The following is a 22,973-nucleotide window of genomic DNA, read 5'->3' as shown; positions in this document are numbered from 1 at the left end:
GTTAGCCTCGGGTAGGAACAAGAAAACGCATCCAGCGACGTTCGGCCAGTCGGAACAGGCCCACCAGTGCAAAGGACAGCAGCATGTAGAGCAGGGCGGCGATGCCGAAGGCCTGGAACGTCAGGAACGTCTCTGCATTGGCGTCGCGGGCCACCTTGAGGATGTCAGCGACGGTGGCGGTAAACGCCAGGGAGGTTGCGTGCAGCATCAGGATCATTTCATTGCTGTAGGCCGGCAATGCACGGCGCAGAGCCGCCGGCACCACCACAAACAGGTTCAGCCGCCAGCCATGCAAGCCATAGGCGCGGGCCGCTTCGATTTCGCCATGGGGAATATTGCGGATCGCCCCGGCGAAGATTTCCACGGTGTAGGCGCAGGTGTTGAGCACGAAGGCGAGCAGGGTGCAGTTCAGCGCGTTGCGGAAAAACTGGTTGAGCAGGGCGTTGTCCTGCACCACTTCCAGGCTGTACAGCCCGGTGTAGCAAATCAGCAGTTGGATATACAGCGGCGTCCCGCGGAACAGGTAGGTGTAGACCTCTACCGGCCAGCGCAGCCAGAAGTGCTCGGAAACCCTTGCCAGTGCCAGTGGAATCGACAGCACGAAGCCGAACACCACCGAGATGATGAATAGCCACAGGGTCATGGCCACGCCAGACAGCCCCGCGCCATCGCTGAACAGGTAGGCCAGGCCGTATTGCTGGAACAGTTCGATCATCGCGCCATCCCCTTGATGCCGAGGTTGTAGCGCCGTTCGAGGCGCTTGAAGATGCGGTTGGATAGGGTAGTGATCACCAGGTACACCAGGCCGGCGAGGATCAGGAAGTACAGCGGCTCGTTGGTGGTCTTGCCGGCGTTCTGCGCGGCCTTGACCAGGTCCGACAGGCCGATGATCGACACCAGCGCCGTGGACTTGAGCAGCACCAGCCAGTTATTGCCCAGGCCCGGCAGGGCAAAACGCATCAACTGCGGGAACAGCACCAGGTGAAAACGCTGCCAGCGGCTCAGCCCATAGGCGGTCGCCGCTTCCAGTTGGCCGACCGGCACGCTGAGGATCGCGCCCCGGAAGTTCTCGGTGAAATACGCGCCGTAGATGAAGCCCAGGGTGACGACGCCTGCGGTAAACGGGTCGATTTCAAAGTAGCCCCAGCCGAACATTTCGCTCAGGTCGTTTAGCCACAGTTGCAGGCTGTAGAAAATCAGCAGGATCAGCACCAGGTCCGGCACGCTGCGGATCAGCGTGGTGTAGAGCGTGGCCGGTACCCGCAGCCATTTGGCGCTGGAGAGCTTGGCGCCGGCGGCGATCAGACCAAGGGCGAGGCTCAGGGCCAGGGCGAGGAAGGACAGCTTGAGCGTCATCCACGCACCCTGGGCGAGCATCGGGCCGTAGCCCTGCAAGTTGAGGAATTCATTCATGGGAAGAATCTCGTTGGCGCGCACAGATTTACTGTGGGAGAGGCTTTTTGTGGGAGGGGGCTTGCCCCCGATGAGGGTGTGTCAGTGACACCTGTATCAGCTGACCCACTGCTATCGGGGGCAAGCACCCTCCCACACAAGCCAGAGCCCACAGAGGGCAAGGGGGTTACTCGTGGTAGATGTCCTGATCGCCGAAGTACTTCTTCTGGATCTGCGCGTAAGTGCCATCCGCCTGCATGGCAGCGATACCCTTGTTGATCAGCGTGCGCAGTTCCTGGTCGTTCTTGCGCAGGCCCATGGCGATGTCCAGGGGCAGGGTCGGGTCCTTGAAGGCTGGGCCGGTCTTGAAGTCGGCACCTTCGGGCTTGGACAGGAAGTTGAGCTGGGCTTCGAGCTTGTCGGTCAGGGTCGCGTCGAGGCGGCCGTTCTGCAGGTCGGCGTAGTTCTGGTCCTGGGACTGGTACGCCTTGATCTGCGCGCCAAGCCTGGCCAGGTGCGCACGGGCATAGGCCTCCTGCAACGAACCTTGCAGTACGCCGACCTGCTTGCCCTTGAGGGATTGCGGGGTGTCGCCGAAGTTGGCGCTCTTGCGGGTGATCACCGAGGTCGGGCTGAGGAACAGCCGGTCGCTGAAGTCGATGATTTTTTCACGGGCGGGGGTGACGGCCATGGACGACATGATCGCGTCGAACTTGCGCGCACGCAGGGCCGGGATCATGCCGTCGAATTCGTTGTGGACCCAGGTGCATTTCACTTCGAGCTTGGCGCAGATCGCGTTGCCCAACTCGATATCGAAGCCTTGCAGGCTGCCGTCGGCGGCCACGGATTCGAAGGGTGGGTATTCGGGGAATACGCCGAAGCGGATTTCTTTCCAGTCCTGGGCGTGGGCGGCGCTTGCGCAGAGTGGCAACAGCAGCGCGGCGAAGAGTGATCGCAATGGAGTCATGTGCAGGTCCCTATATTTTGTAATTGATGTCAGGGCAGTGAATAACTGGGAGCAGAGAATGCTTCATGATGGTGCGTTTTTTGTGTCGTTTACCCCGTGCATAAAGCGCGAATTGCGCTGTTAAAACCGGCAATGCAGCGGAATCGGCTGTGACACCCGCTGAATCGGCTTTTCATCCCTGAAAAACCGGCCTGCCATCGACGCAAAGCAGCAGGCCAGAGCGGTCTCAGGCGCGCTTTTTCTGCTGTACGCGTGGCTGTTGGGCCAGGCGTGCGAACAGGTCTTTCGGGTCGGCCAGGTCCGGCACCAGCTCCAATTCGCTGCCCACCTCCAGCGCCTTGGCTACGTCGAGTACGTAGCGCAGGGCCGAGTAGTCTTCGATGGCGAAACCCACCGAGTCGAACAGCGTGACCTGGCGCGCATTCTCGCGGCCTGGCTGCTGGCCGTTGATCACTTGCCACAGCTCGGTCACCGGCGAGTCTTCCGGCATGTGCTGGATTTCACCTTCGATACGGCTTTGTGGTTCGTACTCGACGATCACACGGGCGCGCTCGACGATACGTCGGTCCAGTTCGGTCTTGCCTGGGCAGTCACCGCCGACGGCATTGAGGTGCATGCCCGGCTCGATCATGTCGTCGGTGAGGATGGTGGCGTAGGCTTTGTCGGCAGTGACGGTGGTGACGATGTCAGCGCCTTTGACCGCTTCAGCCACGCTGCCGGCCGGGATCACCTTGATCGCCGGGAAGGCCTTGAGGTTGGCCGCCAGCTTGGCGGTGGCCTTGGCGTCGATATCGAACAGGCGGATTTCATTGATGCCGAGCATGGCGTGGAAGGCCAGGGCCTGGAACTCGCTCTGCGAGCCGTTGCCGATCAGCGCCATGCTGCGGCTGTTCTCGCGGGCCAGGTAGCGGGCGACCAGCGCCGAGGTGGCGGCGGTGCGGATCGCGGTGGTCAGGGTCATTTCCGCCAGCAGCACCGGCAGGCCGGTATCGACATCGCCCAGCGCACCGAAGGCCATCACGGTGAGCATGCCGGCCAGGGTGTTTTTCGGGTGGCCGTTGACGTACTTGAACGCATACAGCGACGCGTCGGACACCGGCATCAGCTCGATCACGCCGTCCGGCGAGTGGTTGGCCAGGCGCGCGCATTTCTCGAAATCCTGCCAGCGCAGGTAGTCGGCGCGAATGTACTCGGCCATCTCGGTGATGCAGGTGGGCAGGCCTTTTTGCGAGACCAGGTAGCAGAGATCGTTGACGTCGATATAGCGGGTCATGGCAAGACTCCTTATTGAAATGAGGGACGGGCAGGCAGGTGCACTTCCGCCAGCATGCAGCGGGCACTGCCGCCGCCGATGCGTTCGATGTTATCGATGTTCACCACCACCGGCCGGGTGTGGCGTTCTATGTGTTGGCGCTGGGTCGGTTGCAGGGCGCCCCAGGCGCTGGCCGACATCACCAGCAGCGGCTGGCCGTCGCGGTCGTGGACTTCGAGCATGTTGCCGGCGAAGGCTTCCAACTGGTCGAAGTCGAGGGCGACGATGTCCTTGCCAGTGTCGCGCAGGGAGCGCTCCAGGGCCTGGCGCTCATCGGCAATCGGCAGGGCTTGCAGGCACACCACCGAGAGGTCGCGGCCGACGCTCATCATCACGTTGCTGTGGTAGATCGGCGCGTGGTGGCGGTCGACCGCATGGAACACGCAGAGCTGGTAGTCGAGGCGTTCGGCGAACTGGCGCAGGGCGTCGTGGTGAGTGCGCCCGGAGTGGCAGGCGTAGCTGATGCGGTGCTGGCGGTCGAGCACCATGCTGCCGGTGCCTTCGAGGAAGATGTTCTGTTGTTCGAGGTGGCTGAGGTCGATGGTGCTGTTGATCGCAAAACGTTGCTCCAGCACTTTCAGCACGCCTTTGTCGCGTTCCAGTCGTCGGTTCTGACCTTCCATCGGGTACAGCACCAGGCTGCCGTCGGCGTGGCTGCTCCACCAGTTGTTGGGGAAGATCGAGTCGGGGGTGTGCGGCGCCGGGGTGTCCTGCACCACCAGAACCTCCACGCCGTGATTGCGCAAGGTGGTGACATAGCCGTCGAACTCCTCCAGCGCTTTCTGCTGTGCGTGGAGCGGGTCGAGGGGCGGGCGTTGGAAACGGTTGTTGATCGCGGTGTCCGGGTTGAAGGCAAAGCGCGCCGGGCGAATCATCAAGACGGTGTTGGTGGTTTGCATGGGGGCACGAATTCCATGAGGTGAGCAGTGCGGCTATTTTGTGGGTTGTGCGGGATGAATCCCGGCTGAAACCGAGGGGTGGTTCAGCCGGGAAAGCTGAAAAGTGGGGTAGGGCAGCAGAATCGGCTGCCGGAGTGAAATGCACGCAACCTGTGGGAGGGGGCTTACCCGCGACAGCGGTGGGTCAGCCAGAAAATCTATATCTGAAAGCATGCTATCGGGGGCAAGCCCCCTCCCACATGGGTAGAGTGGTGTTTGTTGCAGCTGTGTCAGCCAGGAGGAATTATGTCTACCGTCGTTCGTTTAGCCCAAGCCACCGATGCCGAGGGCATCAGCCAGGTCATCCTGGCCGCCCTGCACAGCAGCAATGCGCGGGACTATCCGGCGCATGTGATTGCGCGGGTTGCCGCTAACTTCACGCCGGAGGCGGTGCTGGAACTGCTCAAGCGACGCGTGGTGCTGGTAGCGATTCAGGATCAGGTGATCGTCGCCACCGCAGCGCTGGATGCGAATGTGGTGCGCTCGGTATTCGTCAACCCGCCGCTGCAAGGGCAGGGCATTGGGCGATTGTTGATGATCGAGATTGAGCTACGCGCCCGCGAAGCCGGGGTGACGGTGCTGAGCGTGCCGTCATCACTGACCGCCGAGCCGTTCTACACCAAATTGGGGTTTCACACCGTGCGCGACGTTTATCACGGCAGCGAACGTACGTTGGTGATGGAAAAGGCCCTGCTGTCCCGGCATCCCATCGGGCCGTATCGCGACCGTCAGCACCGGGCGCAGGTGGTGGCGTTGTGGCAAGAGGCGTTTGGCTACGAAACGGCGCACAACCTGCCCGCCCTGGCGATTGATAAGAAGCTGGCGGTCGACGATGGGCTGTTCTTTGTCGCGACGGACAAAAAAACCGTGATCGGGACCATTCTGGCCGGGTACGACGGGCACCGTGGCTGGCTGTATTCAGTGGCGGTGCATGGGGACTATCGGCGGCAGGGTTTGGGATCGTCGCTGGTGCGGCATGCGGAACAGGTATTGACGGCGCTGGGCTGCATGAAGATCAACCTGCAGATCACCAGTGGTAATGAGGGGGTCGTCGGGTTCTACGAGGCATTGGGGTATGGGGTGGAACCCAGGATCAGCATGGGCAAGAAGCTAGTGGTGAATATCCCCGAACAATGAAAAAACCCGCCAGATGGCGGGTTTTTCCAGGTGGCTCAGACCTTGACGATCCAGCCTTGCGGCGCTTCGACGTCACCGGTCTGCACACCGGTCAGCTCTTTGTAGAGCTTCTGGGTGATCGGGCCGACTTCGGTCTCGCTGTGGAACACGTGCAGCTTGCCGTTGTACTGGATGCCGCCGATCGGCGAGATCACCGCCGCCGTACCGCAGGCGCCGGCTTCCTTGAACTGGTCCAGTTTGTCGATGAACACTTCGCCCTCGATCACGTCCAGGCCCAGGCGGGTCTTGGCCAGTTCGATCAGCGACAGGCGGGTGATGCCTGGCAGTACCGAAGGCGACTTCGGCGTGATGAACTTATTGTCGTGGGTGATCCCGAAGAAGTTGGCCGAGCCGACTTCTTCGATTTTCGAATGGGTCATCGGGTCCAGGTAGATCGCGTCGGCAAAACCGGCTTTCTTCGCTTCGGAACCCGGCATCAGGCTGGCGGCGTAGTTGCCACCGACCTTGGCGGCACCGGTGCCTTGTGGCGCGGCGCGGTCGAAGGTGGAAATCTGGAAGTTGTGCGGCACCAGGCCGCCCTTGAAGTAGGCGCCGACCGGGATGCAGAACACCGAGAAGATGAACTCCGGCGCAGTGCGCACGCCGATGTTGTCACCGGTGCCGATCACGAACGGGCGCAGGTACAGCGCGCCACCACTGCCGTACGGCGGGATGAAGCGCTCGTTGGCCGCGACCACTTGCTTGCAGGCGTCGATGAAGTCTTCGGTCGAGACGTGCGGCATCAGCAGGCGGGCGCAGCTGCGCTGCATGCGGGCGGCGTTCTGGTCCGGGCGGAACAGGTTGATCGAACCGTCCTTGCAACGATAGGCCTTGAGGCCTTCGAAGCATTGCTGGCCGTAGTGCAGGGCGGTCGAGCCCTCGCTGATGTGCAGCACGTTGTCGTCGGTCAGGGTGCCTTCTTGCCATTCGCCGTTTTTCCAGACCTGGAGAAACCGCTTGTCGGTCTTGATGTAGTCAAAACCCAGCTTGTCCCAATTGATGCTTTCGTTACCCATGACACCCTCTATCGTTGGTCAAGTCGGTTTTTTTCTGGATGGGCGCAACAATACTGCATTCTTGGCTTGTGTGGGAGCCACTGGGTGGACGCCTTCAGCCCCTGTATTGACCGATCCACCACTATCGGGGGCAAGCCCCCTCCCACATTTGGAATGCATTCCCCTGTGGGAGGGGGCTTGCCCCCGATGGCCTCACCGCGTTTTTACAGATGCAGCGCGTGCCCCAAAGCCCGCAGCGCGGCTTCCTGTACGGCTTCGCCGAGGGTCGGATGCGCATGGATGGTGCCCGCCACGTCTTCCAGGCGCGACCCCATTTCCAGGCTCAGGCCAAAGGCGGTGGACAGTTCCGAGACGCCCACCCCCACGGCTTGCCAGCCGACGATCAGGTGGTTGTCACGGCGTGCCACCACCCGCACGAAGCCGGTCTTGGACTCCAGGGTCATGGCCCGGCCATTGGCTGCGAACGGGAAGCTCGACACGATGCAGTCAAGGCCAGCGGCCTTGGCTTCGTCGGGCGTCTTGCCGACCACCACCAGTTCCGGGTCGGTAAAGCACACCGCCGGAATGGCCGCCGGGTTGAATTCACGATGCTTACCGCTGATCAGTTCGGCGACCATCTCGCCCTGGGCCATGGCCCGGTGCGCCAGCATCGGCTCGCCGCTCAGGTCGCCAATGGCATACACGTTGCGCATGCTGGTCTGGCAGCGATTGTCGATCTTGATCGCCGCGCCGTTCATGTCCAGGTTCAGCGCTTCGAGGTTCCAGCCCTGGGTGTTGGGTTTGCGACCGACGGCAACCAGCACCTGATCAGTGGCCAACGACAAGGTGTCGCCGTTCGGGTCGCGCACTTGCAGGCTGCCATCGGCAAAACCGGTAACACTGTGCTTGAGGTAAAGCTTCACGCCCAGTTGCCTGAGGGATTCGTTCACCGGCTGCGTCAGCTCGGCATCATAGGCCGGCAGGATGCGATCCTGTGCTTCGACCACACTCACGTCGGCGCCGAGCTTGCGGTAAGCGATGCCCAGTTCCAAACCGATGTAACCGCCGCCCACCACGATCAGGCGCTTGGGCACGCTTTTCGGTGCAAGGGCTTCGGTCGAGGAGATGATCGGCCCGCCAATCGGCAGCATCGGCAGGTTGACGCTTTTCGAGCCGGTGGCCAGCAGCAAGTGTTCGCACTGGATGCGCTGGCCGACGACGTCGACGGTCTTGCCGTCCACCACCTTGGCCCAGCCGTGGATCACTTGCACCTTGTGCTTTTTCAGCAGCGCCGCGACGCCAGTGGTCAGGCGATCGACAATGCCATCTTTCCATTCCACGCTCTTGCGGATGTCCAGGGTCGGCACATCCACTTCGATGCCCAGTTGTGAACCCTGGCTGTGGTGCACGGTTTGCTGGAATTGCTCGGCCACATGGATAAGGGCCTTGGATGGGATGCAGCCGATATTCAGGCACGTGCCGCCCAGCGCCTGGCCCTCCACCAGGATGGTCGGGATACCCAGTTGGCCGGCACGGATCGCCGCCACATAACCGCCAGGGCCGCCACCGATAATCAGCAGGGTGGTATTCAATGTCTGCGTCATGCCTTACTCCAGGAACAGGCTGGCGGGTTGTTCGAGCAGGCCGCGAATGGCCTGGATGAATTGCGCCGCGTCCATGCCATCGACCACGCGGTGATCGAAGGAGCTGGAGAGGTTCATCATCTTGCGCACCACGATCTGGCCCTTGATCACCATCGGCCGCTCGACAATGCGATTGACGCCGACGATGGCCACTTCCGGCAGGTTCAGCACCGGCGTGCTGACAATGCCGCCCAGCGCGCCCAGGCTGGTCAGGGTAATCGTCGAACCCGATAGCTCATCGCGGCTGGCCTTGCCGTTGCGCGCCGCCGTGGCCAAGCGTGCGATTTCCTCGGCATTGCCCCACAGGCTGCGGGCTTCTGCGTGGCGCACCACCGGCACCATCAGGCCGACATCGCTCTGGGTGGCGACGCCCACATGCACCGCGCCGAGGCGGGTGATGACCTGGGCTTCGTCGTCGTAACGCGCATTGATCTGCGGGAAGTCGCGCAACGCCACGACCATGGCGCGCACGATGAACGGCAGCAGGGTGAGCTTGCCGCGTGTGGCGCCGTGTTTCTCATTGAGGTGCACGCGCAACTCGTCGAGGGCGGTAACATCGATTTCTTCAACATAGCTGAAATGCGCGGCGCGCCGGGTGGCGTCCTGCATGCGCTGGGCGATCTTGCGGCGCATGCCGATCACTGGGATCTGTTCCTCGGTGTTGCGTTCGGCATAAGGGTTGGCCGTTGCCGAAGACTTTGCCGCGCCTTGTTGCAGGTAGGCGTCGAGATCTTCGTGCAGAATCCGCCCGGCGGGGCCCGTGCCCTGCACCAGGCGCAGTTGAATCCCGGCGTCCAGGGCGTGTTTGCGCACGGCGGGGGAGGCCAATGGGCGCTCGTCGGCGGCACGTGCCACGGGGGCCTGGGCCGCGACAACCGGTGCTGGCTTGCTTTCAACCACGACCGGTGCAGGCTTGGCTTCCATCACCGGTACGGCCTTCGGCGCCTCTTTGACGACCGGCGCATCCTTGGCGTTGCCCGCGCCTTCCACTTCAATGCTGATCAGAATACTGCCCACCGCCATGACCTCACCCGGCTCGCCGCCGAGGGAGATCACCTTGCCGTGCACCGGCGAGGGAATGTCCACCATCGCCTTGTCGGTCATTACGTCCGCCAGCACCTGGTCTTCGACCACCATGTCGCCGACCTTCACATGCCACACCGACAGTTCAACTTCTGCGATGCCTTCGCCAATGTCCGGCATCTTGATAACGTGCGTGCCCATTCAGACCTCCATGACCCGTTTCAACGCCGCACCCACGCGGGACGGCCCTGGGAAATACGCCCACTCCTGCGCGTGCGGGTAGGGGGTGTCCCAACCGGTAACGCGTTCGATCGGCGCTTCCAGGTGGTGGAAGCAATGCTCTTGCACCAGAGACACCAGCTCGGCACCAAAGCCGCAGGTGCGGGTGGCTTCGTGTACCACCACGCAACGGCCGGTCTTCTTCACCGATTTGACGATGGTTTCCAGGTCCAGCGGCCACAGGCTGCGCAGGTCGATGACTTCGGCGTCGATGCCGGTTTCTTCGGCGGCGACTTGCGACACATACACCGTGGTGCCGTAGGTCAGCACGGTGACGGCCGAACCCGGACGCACGATGGCGGCCACGTCCAGCGGCACGGTGTAGTAACCGTCCGGCACCTGGGCTTGCGGGTGTTTCGACCACGGCGTTACCGGGCGGTCGTGGTGGCCGTCGAACGGGCCGTTGTACAGGCGCTTGGGCTCGAGGAAGATCACCGGGTCATCGTTTTCGATGGAGGCGATCAGCAGGCCCTTGGCGTCATAGGGGTTGGACGGCATCACCGTGCGCAGGCCGCAGACCTGGGTGAACACCGCTTCGATACTCTGGCTGTGGGTCTGGCCGCCGTAGATACCGCCGCCGCAGGGCATGCGCATGGTCAGCGGCGCGGTGAACTGGCCGGCCGAGCGATAACGCAGGCGCGCCGCTTCCGAGATGATCTGGTCGGTGGCGGGGTAGACGTAGTCGGCGAACTGGATTTCGGCAACCGGGCGCAGGCCATAGGCGCCCATGCCTACGGCCACGCCGATAATGCCGCTTTCCGAGATCGGCGCGTCAAACACCCGCGAGCTGCCGTACTTGGTCTGCAAGCCTTCGGTGCAACGGAACACGCCGCCGAAATAGCCCACGTCCTGGCCAAACACCACCACGTTATCGTCTCGTTCGAGCATCACATCCATGGCCGAGCGCAAGGCCTGGATCATGGTCATGGTGGTGGTGGTCATGGCGGTTTCCACTTCAATGCTGTTGTTGTGATCGTTCATGTCAGACCCCCAACTCTTGACGCTGGCGCTTCAAGTGCTCCGGCATCTCTTTATAGACGTCTTCGAACATGGTCGCGGCGCTTGGAATCTGGCCACCGGCCAGGGTGCCGTACTGTTCGGCCTGCTTTTGCGCGGCAATCACTTCGGCTTCAAGTTCGGCACTGACCGCCGCGTGTTCCTCTTCGGACCACTGGCCAATCCTGATCAGGTGCTGCTTGAGGCGGGCAATCGGGTCGCCCAGGGGGAAGTGGCTCCAGTCGTCGGCGGGGCGGTATTTGGAAGGATCATCCGAGGTGGAGTGCGGACCGGCGCGGTAGGTCACCCACTCGATCAGCGTGGGCCCCAGGTTGCGGCGCGCGCGCTCGGCAGCCCAGGCCGAAGCGGCGTACACCGCGATGAAGTCGTTGCCGTCCACCCGCAGGGAGGCGATGCCGCAACCGACGCCGCGTCCGGCGAAGGTCGTTGCTTCACCACCGGCAATCGCCTGGAAGGTGGAGATGGCCCACTGGTTGTTGACTACATTGAGGATCACCGGCGCACGGTACACGTGGGCGAAGGTGAGGGCGGTGTGGAAGTCGGATTCGGCGGTGGCGCCGTCGCCGATCCAGGCGGAGGCGATCTTGGTATCGCCCTTGATCGCCGAGGCCATGCCCCAGCCCACGCCCTGGACGAATTGGGTGGCGAGGTTGCCGGAAATGGTGAAGAAGCCGGCGTCTTTCACCGAGTACATGATCGGCAACTGGCGGCCCTTGAGCGGGTCGCGTTCGTTGGACAGCAACTGGCAGATCAGGTCCACCAGTGGCACTTCACGGGCCATCAGGATGCTTTGCTGGCGGTAGGTGGGGAAGCACATGTCGTCGATGTTCAAGGCCAGGGCCTGGGCGCTGCCGATGGCTTCTTCGCCAAGGCTCTGCATGTAGAACGACATTTTTTTCTGACGCTGGGCGACCACCATGCGGTTGTCGAAGATCCGCGTCTTGAGCATGGCGCGCATGCCTTTGCGCAGGATCTGCACCGGGACGCCGTCGGCCCACGGACCGAGGGCCTGGCCCTGGTCGTCGAGCACGCGGATCAGGCCCTTGGCCAGGTCGGCGGTGTCGGCGGGTTCTACGTCGATGGCGGGTTTGCGCACGGTGCCTGCGTCGGTCAGGCGCAGGTACGTGAAGTCGGTCTTGCAGCCTGGACGGCCCGAGGGTTCAGGGACGTGCAGACGCAGTGGTTCATACTGCTGGGTCATGGCTTTCTACGCTCTATCTTGTGAATTTCTTGTAGTGGGCGCGCTAGCTGACAGTCAGTCCCCGGGTAGGGGAAATCTTGTCCTACAACAATCATAGGCGTGGCGTAGAAGAATATTTATCTCTGTTTCGTTGCGCCCGCGGTCATTTGCGGATAAAAAACCTGCATAAACATAATAAACAGGTGAATTTGTCTCATGCGCAAACTGGACCGTACCGATATCGGCATTCTCAACGCTCTGCAGGAGAATGCACGGATCACCAACGCCGACCTGGCCCGCTCGGTCAACCTGTCGCCCACGCCGTGTTTCAACCGGGTGAAGGCGATGGAAGAACTGGGCCTGATTCGCGACCAGGTCACGCTGCTGGACGCCGACCTGCTGGGGCTGCACGTCAATGTGTTCATTCACGTGAGCCTGGAAAAGCAGAATGAGTTGGCGTTGCAGCAGTTCGAAGGGGCGATTGCGGACCGTCCGGAAGTGATGGAGTGCTACCTGATGGCCGGCGACCCGGACTACCTCATCCGCGTGCTGGTACCGACGATCCAGTCGCTGGAGCGTTTCATGATGGATTTTTTGACCAAGGTGCCAGGCGTCGCCAACATCCGGTCCAGTTTTGCACTTAAACAAGTGCGATATAAAACAGCGCTGCCGTTGCCACGGGATGGACTAATGGTATGAAGATCGGAGAGTCGCAACAGCCGTTAATTATAATGGTTAGCTAAGCAATGATCTGCGTCATGTTTATTTGCCACTATTCATAAAAAAATACGTAAGTAGTCACGTTTTTTTCACACTCGGTTAAACAAAGTTGTACCCGTAAGGCCGTGTACAGCACGGCCAAGGGGAAGGGTGAGCCGAGATGTCCATGAGAGCCTTGAAGTTGAACTTTCGTACCACATTGTGCTTCGGTGTGGTGTGTTTCCTGCTGTTAATACAAGGCGCAATGACGCTGATAAAAGTCGATAAGGTGTATTCATCGACGGTCGAAATACAAAACAACTGGCTGCCCAGTATTCGCCTGGCGGGCCAGATCGATTCCACGTTTTACAAACTTCGTCTGGACCTGCGGCGTTACGCCATGGAATACGCGGACAAGGACCCCGCCTCCCTGGAAAAACTCAAGGCGGTTCGCGCCGAAGTGCTGCAAGTTGCCGAGCATTATGGAACGCTGGTATCGAGCCCCGAGGAGCGTACCAAGTACGACCAGGCACTGAGCGAGATAAAAAACTACAGCCAGAAGATGGATGAATTCCTCGCGCAAGCCTCCAGCTTTTCCGAGGAACAAATGGCGGTGTATTTGCGCGACGTCAACGGCCCCATTGCACGCCAAGTGCAGGCCTCCATCAGCGATTTGATTGCGATCAATGAACAGGGCTCGAAGACCGCGGTGCAAGCCGCCGCCAGTGAGCATGATGCGGCACGTTTGTTCACGTGGGTGTTGATGGTCAGTTCGGTGCTGATCGCCGTGGTGGTGGCTCGCTTGCTGACCCGCAGCATTATCAATCCGGTGCGGGAGTTGCTGGTGTCGACCGGCAAGATCGCCGACGGCGATTTGCGTGTGGCAATTGCCATCAGCGGCAATGACGAACTGACTGAGCTGCAACGGTCGACCGCCACCATGCAAATGAACCTGAAAAGCACGTTGCAGCACATCTCGGAGGCGTCCGGGCAGTTGGCATCGGCAGCCGAGGAGATGAGTGCGATTACCCGTGAATCCACTGCCGGTATTGAACGCCAAAGCCAGGAAACGGATCAGGCTGCCACGGCGGTCAACCAAATGACGGCGGCGGTCGAGGAAGTGGCCAGGAATGCAGTGTCTGCTTCCCAATCGACGCAGGACTCGCAGCGTTCGGCAAACGTGGGGATGGAGCGTGTGACGCAAACCATTGCTTCGATCGAAAAGTTGAGCACTACGGTGCAGCAGACCGGGGTGGAAGTTGAAGGGCTGGCTAAACAGGCCCAGGACATCGCCCGGGTCGTCGAGGTGATCCGTTCCATCGCCGAGCAGACCAACCTGCTTGCCTTGAACGCAGCGATTGAAGCAGCGAGGGCGGGAGAGCAAGGCCGGGGCTTTGCGGTGGTGGCCGATGAAGTGCGGGCGCTGGCCCATAGAACGCAAACATCGACCCAGGAAATCGAACAGATGATTGCGAAAATCCAGAGCTGTTCGAGCGAAGCAGTGGCTTCCATGGCCCTCAATCGCAATGAAGCGGTAGACTCGCTGAAAGTTGCCCACGAAGCCGGCGTGGCAATCACCCAGATCACCCAAGCCATTACCGACATCAATGAGCGTAACCTGATGATTGCAACCGCGTCGGAAGAGCAGGCGCAAGTGGCGCGTTCCGTTGACCAGAACCTGATCAGCATCCGCGATCTGTCCATCCAGAGCTCCTCGGCCGCCGGTCAGACGTCGGTGGCCAGCCAGGAACTGTCCAGGCTCGCCGTTGACTTGAAGCAGATCGTGGCGAAGTTTGCGGTGAGTTGATCGCCAGGCAGGTCATGCCTTTGGGGGGATGATAAATGCTCAAGTGTATTGCGTGTTCCCAAGTGATGCTGGGAATGTATCTACACAAACTGGACGGCCCGTGGATCGGCCATGGGTTCTGGAAGAGCAGCTTTTTACTGGACCGTGAAGAGGACCGGCAGCGTTTGCTGACGTCGCAGGTCCAGCGGGTCTGGATCGATACCGCAAAAGGCTGCGACGAACCCCAACCGGCCCCACCGGCGCCGGTCACGGTCAAACAACCTGCCACACCCCGCGCTCGGGTGCCTGCCCCGGTGGAGATGAAAGCGGAGGTGGCGCGCGCAGTGAAGGTGTGCGCGGTCGCCAAGCGTGCCGTGGTCAGTATGTTCAGTGACCTGCGCATGGGGCGGGCGGTGGAGGTTCGTCAAGTGGCCAGCCTGGTGGAGGACATCTCCCGCTCCATGCTGCGTCATCCCCATGCCTTGCTTAGCCTGGTGCGCCTGAAAAAGGCCAATGAATACACCTATATGCATTCCGTCGCGGTCAGTGGCTTGATGATCGCGCTGGCGCGGCAATTGAACCTGTCGCCGGAACTGGTCCAGGAAGCCGGGTTGGCGGGGCTGTTTCATGATGTTGGGAAAATGGCCATTCCCGAGCAGATCTTGAGCAAGCCGGCCGGGCTGACCGAGGCGGAGTTCTGTACCGTACGCCAGCACCCGGTGGAAGGCGCGCAGATGTTGCGGCTATGCCCGCAGATCAGCGCCCTGGTGCTGGATGTATGCTTGCATCACCACGAGAAATCCGACGGCAGCGGCTATCCCCTTGGCCTGGCGCAGGACCAGATCAGCCTGTTCGCGCAAATGGGCGCGGTGTGCGATGTCTATGATGCGATCACCTCGGAGCGCCCCTACAAACAAGGGTGGGGGCCCGCGGAGGCGATCCAGAAAATGGCCGAATGGAAGGGACACTTCGATGCCCGGGTGTTCCAGGCGTTTGTCCGTTGCGTAGGTATTTACCCCATCGGCGCCTTGGTGCGCCTGGAAAGCGGGCGCATTGGCGTGGTCGTCGAACAAAGCCCCGCGTCGCTGCTGACCCCCAAGGTCAAGGTGTTCTTTTCGGCGCATTCAGGCATACCGATTCCCCAGTCGGTGCTGAACCTGGCTGAGCAACCGGACAAGATCATCGGCCGTGAAAGCGCCGAGGAGTGGGGCTTCAAGCATGTCGACGAATTGTGGTCGGGGCTTGCGCCCTCCAAGTCGTCGTACTTTGAGTAAGCGCGATTCAGAGCTGGTTGAGCGGAATCTTCAGGTACACCACCCCGTTATCTTCCGCCGGCGGCATATTCCCCGCCCGCACATTCACCTGGATCGCCGGCAGCAGCAGCGTCGGCATCCCCAGCCCGGCGTCGCGTCGGGTGCGCATTTCTACAAACGCCGCTTCATCCACGCCGTCATGCACATGGATATTCCCTGCGCGTTGCTCGGCCACTGTGGTCCGGCACTTCGCCTCGCGGCTTTCGGGCGGGTAGTCATGGCACACGTACAGTTCGGTTTCCAACGGAAAGGCCAGCAACTTGCGCATCGATGCATACAACTGCCGCGCATCCCCGCCGGGGAAATCACAGCGGGCGGTACCGACATCCGGCATGAACAGCGTGTCACCCACCAGGATCAATCGGCCGTCGATCAGGTAGGCCATGTCCGCCGGTGTATGCCCTGGCACATGCAGCGCCTGGGCCTTGATATTGCCGATATGAAACACCTCATCCGGCGCAAACAGATGATCGAACTGCGAGCCATCCACACGGAATTCCGGCTCCAGGTTGAACAGGTGCTTGAACACACCCTGGACTTTGCTGATGGCCTGGCCAATCGCGATCTTGCCGCCCAAGGTGCGGCGCAGGTAGGGCGCCGCCGACAGGTGGTCGGCGTGGGCGTGGGTTTCCAGCAGCCACTGCACCTGCAAGCCGTGCTCGCGCACGAACGCGATGACGTTATCGGCCTGGGCGGTGTCGGTGCGCCCCGAGGCCGGATCGTAGTTGAGCACTGAGTCGACAATGGCGCACGGGCCGCCGTCGGTTTCATAGACGACGTAGGTGTAGGTCGACGATGCCTCGTCCAGAAAGGCTTGAATCAACGCTGGCATGGCGAACGTCCCCGATGGAGAAAAAAGTAGTTACAATCAGTTTACGTTTTCACATAATGTTTCGAGCTTAAGTGACACAAAGGACCCGAGGCAAATGGAATCTACTCTGAGTGAAGGCGAAGTTGCCCAGTTGCGCGCATCGGCGTCCAAGGCCTGCTCCTTGCTCAAGGCCCTGGCCAATGAGGATCGCTTGCTCATCCTGTGCCAGCTGACCCAGGGCGAGCGCAATGTCGGCGAGCTGGAAGCCCTGACCGGCGTGCGCCAGCCCACGCTGTCACAACAGTTGGGCATCCTGCGTGACGAAGGGTTGGTGGCCACCCGTCGGGAAGGCAAATACATTTTCTACGGGCTGGCCAGCCATGAAGTGATTCAAGTGATGAAAACCCTGTCCGGGCTGTACTGCGGCGCGGTCATAAAAAGCTGGGCGTGACGCCATCCGGCAGCGACCCTTGTGTGCATGTATTACAAAGGCGATAGACCATGACCGACCAACACTGGGGCCCTACCATCAGTGGCGATATCGTAGTCATCGGCGGCGGCTCGGCGGGCATCGGCCTGCTGGCCAGCCTGCTCAAGCGCGATCCCCACCTGCATATCACCCTGATCGAACCGAGCGACCACCACTGCTACCAGCCCGCCTGGACCCTGGTCGGCGGCGGTGCCTACGACGTGAAGAAAACCCGCCGCCCACTGGCCGACGTCCTGCCCAATGGCGTCACCTGGGTACAGGCCGCCGTCACCGAACTGCTGCCCGATGCGCAGACCCTGGTGCTCGACAGCGGTCAGCGCGTCACCTGGAACAACCTGATCGTCTGCCCCGGCCTGCGCCTGGCCTGGGAAAAGGTCGAGGGGCTGCAAGACTCCCTGGGCAAACATGGCGTCACATCCAACTACAGTTACCAGCACGCTGCTTACACCTGGCAGTTGGTGCAGCAACTCAAGGGCGGCAAGGCGATCTTCACCCAGCCGGCCATGCCGATCAAATGCGCGGGTGCGCCGCAGAAAGCCATGTACCTGTCCTGCGATCACTGGCTCAAACAGGGCACGCTGAACAATATCGACGTCGAATTCAACCTGGCCGGCGCCGCACTGTTCGGGGTGGCGACCTTTGTGCCGCCGCTGATGAAATACGTGGAAAAATACAACGCCCGCCTGGCGTTCAATGCCAACCTGGTGAAAGTCGATGGCCCTGCGCGCAAGGCCTGGTTCGAGGTGAAGGACCCCGAGGGTAACGTCCGCGTCGAGGAGAAAACCTTCGACCTGCTGCACGTGGTGCCACCGCAAGTGTCCCCGGATTTTATCCGCCAAAGCCCACTCGCCGACGCCGCCGGTTGGTGTGAGGTGAACCCCCATAGCCTGCAGCACCTGCGGTATCCGCATATCTTCGGCCTGGGCGACGTGTGCGGCACCACCAACGCCAAGACCGCCGCAGCGGTGCGCAAGCAAATCGTGGTGGTTGCCGAAAACCTGCTGGCCCTGCGCAAACAGGCGCCGTTGCCGCTCAAATATGACGGCTACGGTTCCTGCCCCTTGACGGTGGAGAAGGGCAAGGTGGTGCTCGCCGAGTTTGGCTATGGCGGCAAGCTGCTGCCGACCTTTCCCCTGGACCCGACCCGGGCGCGTCGTTCGATGTGGTTCCTCAAGGCGACCTTGCTGCCGTGGTTCTACTGGAACGGCATGCTCAAGGGCCGCGAATGGCTGACCCGCCTGAGCAAGGTGGACTGAATGCTGCTCGCCAGTGTGTTGGGATTGTTGATGGGCCTGGTCATGGGCCTGACCGGCGCCGGTGGCGGCATCCTCGGGGTGCCGGCGCTGGTGCTGGGCCTGGGTTTGAGCATGACCCAGGCGGCGCCGGTGTCACTGCTCGCCGTGGGCGCGGCGGCTGCGGTGGGGGCGGTCGATGGTTTGCGCCATGGCCTGGTGCGCTACCGCGCGGCGTTGCTGATCGCCTTGCTTGGCGCGCTGTTTTCGCCGGTGGGGGTGTATCTCGCCCACCAATTGCCGGAAGCCCTGTTGATGGGGCTGTTCAGCGCATTGATGGTGCTGGTGGCCTGGCGCATGTTGCAGCGGGAAAAACCCGAGGCAGGGCCGAGTGACCACGGCACCGCCTCCTGGGGCCAGAAGAACTGCATGCTCGACCAGCACACCGGGCGCCTGGCCTGGACTGCCAAATGCAGCGCGACCCTGGCCGCTCTCGGCGCAGTGACCGGTGCGGTGTCCGGCCTGCTTGGTGTCGGCGGTGGCTTCCTGATCGTGCCGGCATTCAAGCAACTCACCGACGTGCAGATGCGCGGCATCGTCGCCACCTCCCTGATGGTGATCAGCCTGCTGTCGTTGATCGGCGTGGCCGGCGCGTTGCATGCCGGTGTGCGCATCGAGCCGGTGGGTTGGGTGTTTATCGCCGCGAGTATCGGCGGCATGCTCGCCGGTCGGCGCCTGTGTTCGGTGATTCCTGCGCGTACCTTGCAAGTGGGGTTTGCCAGCCTGTGTGTCGTGGTGGCCGTGGGCATGTTGGTCAAGGCCGGTCTTACATCCTAAGTGCCGGGCCTGGACTAAACCGAACTTGCCGGGCACCCGCTGCCTTTCCAAAGCATCCGCAAATCAGGGCCAAGGCAGCGTATGCCATGGCCCACCTCCTTTTGATAATCGCCTCCGACATCAAGTCCCCGTTGCGGAGCGCACCATGCATAATAATAAGAACGTCCCCCTGCGTCTGTTACCTGCCTTTATCCTCGGCCTGGGCCTGGGCCTCAGCCCATTCGCCGACGCCGAAATCATGCTGTACGACAAGGACGAAACCACCTTCTCCACCGATGGCTACATCAACGCCTTCTACGTCAATAGTGACGTCGACCGTGCCGGTGACCAATACGACCGCCGCCAGTCGCGTGTGAAGATGGGCTTCTTGCCCAACTACCTGGGCTTCAACATGACCAAGCAGGTGGACGACCTCAAGCTCGGCGACAACCTGAAGCTGGTGGCGGAGTACAACCAGTTCCAGATCGAGGCGCATGACACCCATGCCCAAAATGAAGACACCGATACCTTTGCCGTAGGTGCTGTCCTCACGTGGTAGTCATCTGAAATGCAATCAAAATGTGGGAGGGGGCTTGCCCCCGATAGCGGTGGATCAATCACTCATGCATCGACTGATACACTGCAATCGGGGGCAAGCCCCCTCCCACATTGGATCTCCATTGGCTTTTGAGAGAGTGGTCTTGAAAGCCTCATCCCATCGCATCCCCCACCCAGTACCCAAGTAGCATAGGCCCATGCCCAGGCCCTTCGTACACTGATGCTTCAGAGGGGGAGGCAACGATGCACAACAGTGAAGGCGTAGTCAGCGCCATGTCCCAGGCCACCGATGCCGGGCAGGCCGCCGAGGAATTGGCCCAGCAACTGCTGCACCCGTACCTGGGTTTTGTGCTGTTTTTCTGTTCCGCGTCCTACGACCTCCAGGCCCTTGGCCAGGCCCTGCAACAGTGCTTCGGCAAGGTGCGTGTGGTCGGCTGCACCAGCGCCGGCGAAATCACGCCCCAAGGCTACGGCCGTAATTGCATCACCGCGATGGGCTTTAACCACGCGCACTTTTCCATCGCCACCGAGCTGATCGATCAGGTCGAGCACTTCAGCCTGATCGGTGCCCAGGACATGGTCGAACGTCTGGTCGGCGGCTGTCGCAGCAACACCCTGGCGCCGATCAAGGGCAACACGTTTGCGCTGACCCTGCTTGACGGCCTGTCCAGCCGCGAAGAAATGGTCCTCGCCGCCCTTAGCGCGGCTCTTGGGGATATCCCGCATTTCGGCGGTTCGGCCGGTGACGACAACTTCCTCACCCACACCCACGTGTACTTCAACGGCGTGTTCCACAGCGGCGCGGCGGTGGTGATGCTGGTCAACACCTGGCTGGATTTCGAGGTGTTCACCACCCACCATATCCTGCCGCGCACGGAAAAACTGGTGGTGACCGGCGCCGACAGCGCGTCACGCCGCGTGTTCGAGCTCAACGCCGAGCCCGCCGCCGAAGAGTACGCGCGGCATATCGGCGTGGCGGTGGCCGACCTCGACCACCGCACGTTCGCCGCCCACCCGTTGGCGGTGCGTATCCACGACCAATACTACGTGCGCGCTATCCAGCAGGTGCATGAAGACCTCAGCCTGAGTTTCTACTGCGCGGTGGAAAACGGCATCGTGCTGACGGTGATGACGCCCGGCCCGCTGCTGCCGAACCTGCAGGCTCTGTTCGACGGCCTGCAAGCGCGCCTCGGCGACATGTTGCTGACCATCGGCTGCGATTGCTTTTTGCGCCGCCTGGAGCTGGAGGACAACGGCACCCTCGAACAGCTCGGCGGTTACTTGCGGGACCAGCGGGTGATGGGTTTCAACACCTACGGAGAACAGTTCAATGGCATGCACATCAACCAGACCTTCACCGGGGTCGCCATTGCCCGAGGCCGGCGCTGATCTGCCCGCTCAACTGGCCCGGCTGCAACAGGACAACCTCAAGCTGGCGCGGATCAATGTGGCGCTGATCGAGCGCATCGAGTCCGGCATGCCCCAGGGCAACAACCCCTACACCACCTTCCAGCATTCGGTGGTGCTGGCCGAGCAAGTGCGCGAGCGCACCGACGCGTTGAACCAGGCGATGGCCGAACTCAAGGCCAGCAACCACCTGCTGATCAACGCCCGCCTGCGCGCCGAAACGCTGCGTGGCGAACAGGCGGCGGCGCAGAAAGCCCAGGAGAGCGAGCGCTGGATCCGCCTGATCACCGACAACGTGCCGGCGCTGATCGGCTACCTGAATGCCGACCTGGTTTATGAGTTCACCAACAAGGTTTATGAAGAATGGTACTGCTGGCCGCGCGGCATGATGCTCGGCCAGAGCCTGCGCGAAGTGCACAGCGAGCAGCATTGCCAGCGCCTGGACGCCTACGTCGCCCGTGCCTTGGCGGGGGAGAGCGTGACCTTCGAGTTCGCCGAAACCAACATCAACCACCAGGAACGCTACATGCTGCGTTCCTATGTCCCGAATATGCTGGCCAGTGGCGAGGTGGTGGGGATCTTCGTGTTGATCCGCGATATCACCGAACGCCGCCGCACGGCCGAAGCCTTGCACCAGGCCTACCAGCATCTGGAACAGCGCGTGGCCCAGCGCACCTCGGAGCTTACGTCGCTCAATGACCAGTTGCTCAAGGAAATTGACGAGCGCCGTCGCATGGAAACCCGCCTGCGCGAAGCCAAGCTCGAGGCCGAGCAGGCCAACCTGTCTAAAACCAAGTTTCTCGCCGCCGTCAGCCATGACCTGTTGCAACCGTTGAATGCGGCGCGGCTGTTCACCAGTGCCTTGCTGGAGCGTCCCAGCGAAGCCCTGGTGCGCAATGTGAGCAACTCCCTGGAAGACGTGGAAAACCTGCTGGGGACCCTGGTGGATATTTCCAAGCTGGATGCTGGCGTGATCAAGGCCGATATCGCGCCGTTCGCCTTGAGTGAGTTGCTCGACAACCTCGCCGCCGAGTACACCCAGCTCGCCCGCGCCGAAGGCCTGGCGCTGCACTTTGTCGGCTGCTCTGCGTTGGTGCGCAGCGACATCCAGTTGCTGGCGCGGATCCTGCGCAACCTGCTCAGCAATGCCATTCGCTACACCTACCAGGGGCGGGTGGTGCTGGGTTGCCGGCGTCAGCAGCAGCGCCTGTTGATCCAGGTGTGGGACAGCGGCATGGGGATTGCCCAAGAGCGCTTGGAGGAGATTTTCCAGGAGTTCAAACGCGGCGACGTGCAGCGACCGGACCAGGACCGCGGCCTGGGCCTGGGCCTGGCCATCGTGGAAAAGATCGCCGGGATACTCGGCCATCGTATCAGCGTCAGATCCTGGCCGGGCAAAGGCTCGATGTTCTCGGTGGAGGTACCGTTGAGCGCCACGGCCCCCAAGTCGCTGCCTGCGCCTTCCATGAGCGAGCCGTTGCTCGAGCGCCTGCAAGGTGCCCGGGTGCTGGATAACGACGCGGCGATCTGCGCGGGTATGCGTACCTTGCTCGAAGGCTGGGGCTGCCGGGTGATCACGGCGCTGTCGGAACAGGACCTGGCGCGGCAGGTGGACAACTACCATGCCGAGGCGGACCTGTTGATTGCCGATTACCATCTGGACGACGACCAGAACGGCGTGGACGCCGTGGCCCGCATCAACGCCCGGCGCGGGAGCGCGGTGCCGGCGTTGATGATCACCGCCAACTACAGCAATGAATTGAAGCAGCAGATACGTGAGTTGGGGCATACCTTGATGCACAAGCCCGTCAGGCCCATGAAGCTGAAAACCGCCATGAGCCACCTGCTCAGCCGGCCCTGACGAAATGCATATCAAATGTGGGAGGGGGCTTGCCCCCGATAGCGGTGCGTCAATCAATGGATGTGCTGACTGACACTC

19 protein-coding genes and 2 pseudogenes are annotated in these 22,973 nt (G+C 61.7%); 10 read left to right on the top strand and 11 right to left on the bottom strand.

The window, feature by feature from the left end:
* Position 1 precedes the first annotated feature (1 nt).
* From BFN10_RS25865 to ctlX, 5 genes are all read right to left on the bottom strand, one after another.
* Complete coding sequence (locus BFN10_RS25865) at positions 2-715, bottom strand: ABC transporter permease (RefSeq protein WP_065903984.1); 714 nt, start codon at positions 713-715, stop codon at positions 2-4.
* On the bottom strand, positions 712-1,413 hold the full coding sequence (locus tag BFN10_RS25860) for an ABC transporter permease (protein ID WP_071492097.1): 702 nt from the start codon (positions 1,411-1,413) through the stop codon (positions 712-714). Before BFN10_RS25860 ends, BFN10_RS25865 begins: the two co-directional genes overlap by 4 nt.
* Before the next feature lie 166 nt (positions 1,414-1,579).
* Positions 1,580-2,359: an ABC transporter substrate-binding protein gene (locus BFN10_RS25855; RefSeq protein WP_071492096.1), complete on the bottom strand. Its 780-nt coding sequence runs from the start codon at positions 2,357-2,359 to the stop codon at positions 1,580-1,582.
* 226 nt (positions 2,360-2,585) lie between these two features.
* On the bottom strand, positions 2,586-3,632 hold the full coding sequence (locus tag BFN10_RS25850; protein ID WP_071492095.1) for an ornithine cyclodeaminase: 1,047 nt from the start codon (positions 3,630-3,632) through the stop codon (positions 2,586-2,588).
* Between the two features lie 11 nt (positions 3,633-3,643).
* A complete protein-coding gene (ctlX, locus tag BFN10_RS25845; RefSeq protein ID WP_071492094.1) occupies positions 3,644-4,570 on the bottom strand; it encodes a citrulline utilization hydrolase CtlX in 927 nt (308 codons plus the stop codon).
* Between the two features lie 285 nt (positions 4,571-4,855).
* On the opposite strand from ctlX, the gene BFN10_RS29095 reads away from it, so the two are divergent.
* Positions 4,856-5,746, top strand: coding sequence for a GNAT family acetyltransferase (locus BFN10_RS29095; RefSeq protein WP_083351484.1), 891 nt, complete (start codon positions 4,856-4,858; stop codon positions 5,744-5,746).
* Between the two features lie 35 nt (positions 5,747-5,781).
* Here the strand turns inward: BFN10_RS29095 and BFN10_RS25835 are convergent, their stop codons facing one another.
* From BFN10_RS25835 to BFN10_RS25815, 5 genes are all read right to left on the bottom strand, one after another.
* Positions 5,782-6,801 (bottom strand): branched-chain amino acid aminotransferase, encoded by a 1,020-nt coding sequence (locus BFN10_RS25835; protein WP_071492093.1) that lies wholly within the window; start codon positions 6,799-6,801, stop codon positions 5,782-5,784.
* A gap of 203 nt (positions 6,802-7,004) precedes the next feature.
* On the bottom strand, positions 7,005-8,384 hold the full coding sequence (gene lpdA, locus BFN10_RS25830) for a dihydrolipoyl dehydrogenase (RefSeq protein ID WP_071492092.1): 1,380 nt from the start codon (positions 8,382-8,384) through the stop codon (positions 7,005-7,007).
* 3 nt (positions 8,385-8,387) lie between these two features.
* The gene (locus tag BFN10_RS25825; protein ID WP_071492091.1) at positions 8,388-9,647 is read right to left on the bottom strand and encodes a dihydrolipoamide acetyltransferase family protein; all 1,260 of its coding nucleotides are present in this window, start codon (positions 9,645-9,647) and stop codon (positions 8,388-8,390) included.
* Complete coding sequence (locus BFN10_RS25820) at positions 9,648-10,706, bottom strand: alpha-ketoacid dehydrogenase subunit beta (protein ID WP_016978112.1); 1,059 nt, start codon at positions 10,704-10,706, stop codon at positions 9,648-9,650.
* A gap of 1 nt (position 10,707) precedes the next feature.
* Positions 10,708-11,943, bottom strand: a complete 1,236-nt coding sequence (locus tag BFN10_RS25815; protein WP_071492090.1) for a 3-methyl-2-oxobutanoate dehydrogenase (2-methylpropanoyl-transferring) subunit alpha — start codon at positions 11,941-11,943, stop codon at positions 10,708-10,710.
* Positions 11,944-12,138: 195 nt separating this feature from the next.
* Here BFN10_RS25815 and bkdR point away from each other — a divergent pair, with 195 nt between their 5' ends.
* From bkdR to BFN10_RS25800, 3 genes are all read left to right on the top strand, one after another.
* Positions 12,139-12,621 carry a Bkd operon transcriptional regulator BkdR gene (gene bkdR, locus BFN10_RS25810; RefSeq protein ID WP_058426744.1) on the top strand — a complete coding sequence of 161 codons (483 nt, stop codon included), beginning with the start codon at positions 12,139-12,141 and terminating at the stop codon, positions 12,619-12,621.
* A gap of 181 nt (positions 12,622-12,802) precedes the next feature.
* Positions 12,803-14,428: a methyl-accepting chemotaxis protein gene (locus BFN10_RS25805; RefSeq protein WP_071492089.1), complete on the top strand. Its 1,626-nt coding sequence runs from the start codon at positions 12,803-12,805 to the stop codon at positions 14,426-14,428.
* Between the two features lie 35 nt (positions 14,429-14,463).
* A complete protein-coding gene (locus BFN10_RS25800; RefSeq protein WP_071492088.1) occupies positions 14,464-15,681 on the top strand; it encodes a cyclic di-GMP phosphodiesterase in 1,218 nt (405 codons plus the stop codon).
* A 7-nt stretch (positions 15,682-15,688) separates the two neighbouring features.
* Here BFN10_RS25800 and BFN10_RS25795 read toward each other — a convergent pair whose 3' ends face one another.
* Positions 15,689-16,552, bottom strand: coding sequence for an MBL fold metallo-hydrolase (locus BFN10_RS25795; protein ID WP_071492087.1), 864 nt, complete (start codon positions 16,550-16,552; stop codon positions 15,689-15,691).
* A 94-nt stretch (positions 16,553-16,646) separates the two neighbouring features.
* Between BFN10_RS25795 and BFN10_RS25790 the strand changes: the two genes are divergently transcribed.
* The 6 genes and pseudogenes from BFN10_RS25790 to BFN10_RS25765 form a co-directional block, all read left to right on the top strand.
* Positions 16,647-16,982, top strand: coding sequence for an ArsR/SmtB family transcription factor (locus BFN10_RS25790; RefSeq protein ID WP_005789341.1), 336 nt, complete (start codon positions 16,647-16,649; stop codon positions 16,980-16,982).
* A gap of 50 nt (positions 16,983-17,032) precedes the next feature.
* A complete protein-coding gene (locus BFN10_RS25785; protein WP_071492086.1) occupies positions 17,033-18,277 on the top strand; it encodes an NAD(P)/FAD-dependent oxidoreductase in 1,245 nt (414 codons plus the stop codon).
* Positions 18,278-19,090 (top strand): sulfite exporter TauE/SafE family protein, encoded by an 813-nt coding sequence (locus BFN10_RS25780; RefSeq protein ID WP_071492085.1) that lies wholly within the window; start codon positions 18,278-18,280, stop codon positions 19,088-19,090. It abuts the gene before it with no gap.
* Between the two features lie 145 nt (positions 19,091-19,235).
* A pseudogene (locus tag BFN10_RS25775) lies at positions 19,236-19,571 on the top strand (porin); the annotation flags it as partial.
* A 299-nt stretch (positions 19,572-19,870) separates the two neighbouring features.
* Positions 19,871-21,016, top strand: a complete 1,146-nt coding sequence (gene nosP / locus BFN10_RS25770) for a nitric oxide-sensing protein NosP (protein WP_071492083.1) — start codon at positions 19,871-19,873, stop codon at positions 21,014-21,016.
* Between the two features lie 277 nt (positions 21,017-21,293).
* Positions 21,294-22,895: pseudogene (locus BFN10_RS25765) on the top strand (PAS domain-containing hybrid sensor histidine kinase/response regulator); the annotation flags it as partial.
* Positions 22,896-22,973: the final 78 nt, after the last annotated feature.

The organism is Pseudomonas extremorientalis (genome assembly GCF_001870465.1).
GTDB lineage: Bacteria > Pseudomonadota > Gammaproteobacteria > Pseudomonadales > Pseudomonadaceae > Aquipseudomonas > Aquipseudomonas extremorientalis.
The sequence above is the reverse complement of the archived record's forward strand: the minus strand, read 5'-3'. Positions and strand labels throughout refer to the sequence as shown.

Excerpts from the sequence above, each read along its gene's own strand:
- BFN10_RS25860 (WP_071492097.1), bottom strand. The coding sequence starts at position 1,413 with ATGAATGAATTCCTCAACTTGCAGGGCTACGGCCCGATGCTCGCCCAG.
- BFN10_RS25790 (WP_005789341.1), top strand. The coding sequence starts at position 16,647 with ATGGAATCTACTCTGAGTGAAGGCGAAGTTGCCCAGTTGCGCGCATCG.
- BFN10_RS25795 (WP_071492087.1), bottom strand. The coding sequence starts at position 16,552 with ATGCCAGCGTTGATTCAAGCCTTTCTGGACGAGGCATCGTCGACCTAC.
- BFN10_RS25855 (WP_071492096.1), bottom strand. The coding sequence starts at position 2,359 with ATGACTCCATTGCGATCACTCTTCGCCGCGCTGCTGTTGCCACTCTGC.
- ctlX (WP_071492094.1), bottom strand. The coding sequence starts at position 4,570 with ATGCAAACCACCAACACCGTCTTGATGATTCGCCCGGCGCGCTTTGCC.
- BFN10_RS25785 (WP_071492086.1), top strand. The coding sequence starts at position 17,033 with ATGACCGACCAACACTGGGGCCCTACCATCAGTGGCGATATCGTAGTC.
- bkdR (WP_058426744.1), top strand. The coding sequence starts at position 12,139 with ATGCGCAAACTGGACCGTACCGATATCGGCATTCTCAACGCTCTGCAG.
- BFN10_RS25815 (WP_071492090.1), bottom strand. The coding sequence starts at position 11,943 with ATGACCCAGCAGTATGAACCACTGCGTCTGCACGTCCCTGAACCCTCG.
- BFN10_RS25865 (WP_065903984.1), bottom strand. The coding sequence starts at position 715 with ATGATCGAACTGTTCCAGCAATACGGCCTGGCCTACCTGTTCAGCGAT.
- lpdA (WP_071492092.1), bottom strand. The coding sequence starts at position 8,384 with ATGACGCAGACATTGAATACCACCCTGCTGATTATCGGTGGCGGCCCT.
- BFN10_RS25835 (WP_071492093.1), bottom strand. The coding sequence starts at position 6,801 with ATGGGTAACGAAAGCATCAATTGGGACAAGCTGGGTTTTGACTACATC.
- BFN10_RS29095 (WP_083351484.1), top strand. The coding sequence starts at position 4,856 with ATGTCTACCGTCGTTCGTTTAGCCCAAGCCACCGATGCCGAGGGCATC.
- BFN10_RS25800 (WP_071492088.1), top strand. The coding sequence starts at position 14,464 with ATGCTCAAGTGTATTGCGTGTTCCCAAGTGATGCTGGGAATGTATCTA.
- nosP (WP_071492083.1), top strand. The coding sequence starts at position 19,871 with ATGCACAACAGTGAAGGCGTAGTCAGCGCCATGTCCCAGGCCACCGAT.
- BFN10_RS25820 (WP_016978112.1), bottom strand. The coding sequence starts at position 10,706 with ATGAACGATCACAACAACAGCATTGAAGTGGAAACCGCCATGACCACC.
- BFN10_RS25780 (WP_071492085.1), top strand. The coding sequence starts at position 18,278 with ATGCTGCTCGCCAGTGTGTTGGGATTGTTGATGGGCCTGGTCATGGGC.
- BFN10_RS25825 (WP_071492091.1), bottom strand. The coding sequence starts at position 9,647 with ATGGGCACGCACGTTATCAAGATGCCGGACATTGGCGAAGGCATCGCA.
- BFN10_RS25805 (WP_071492089.1), top strand. The coding sequence starts at position 12,803 with ATGTCCATGAGAGCCTTGAAGTTGAACTTTCGTACCACATTGTGCTTC.
- BFN10_RS25850 (WP_071492095.1), bottom strand. The coding sequence starts at position 3,632 with ATGACCCGCTATATCGACGTCAACGATCTCTGCTACCTGGTCTCGCAA.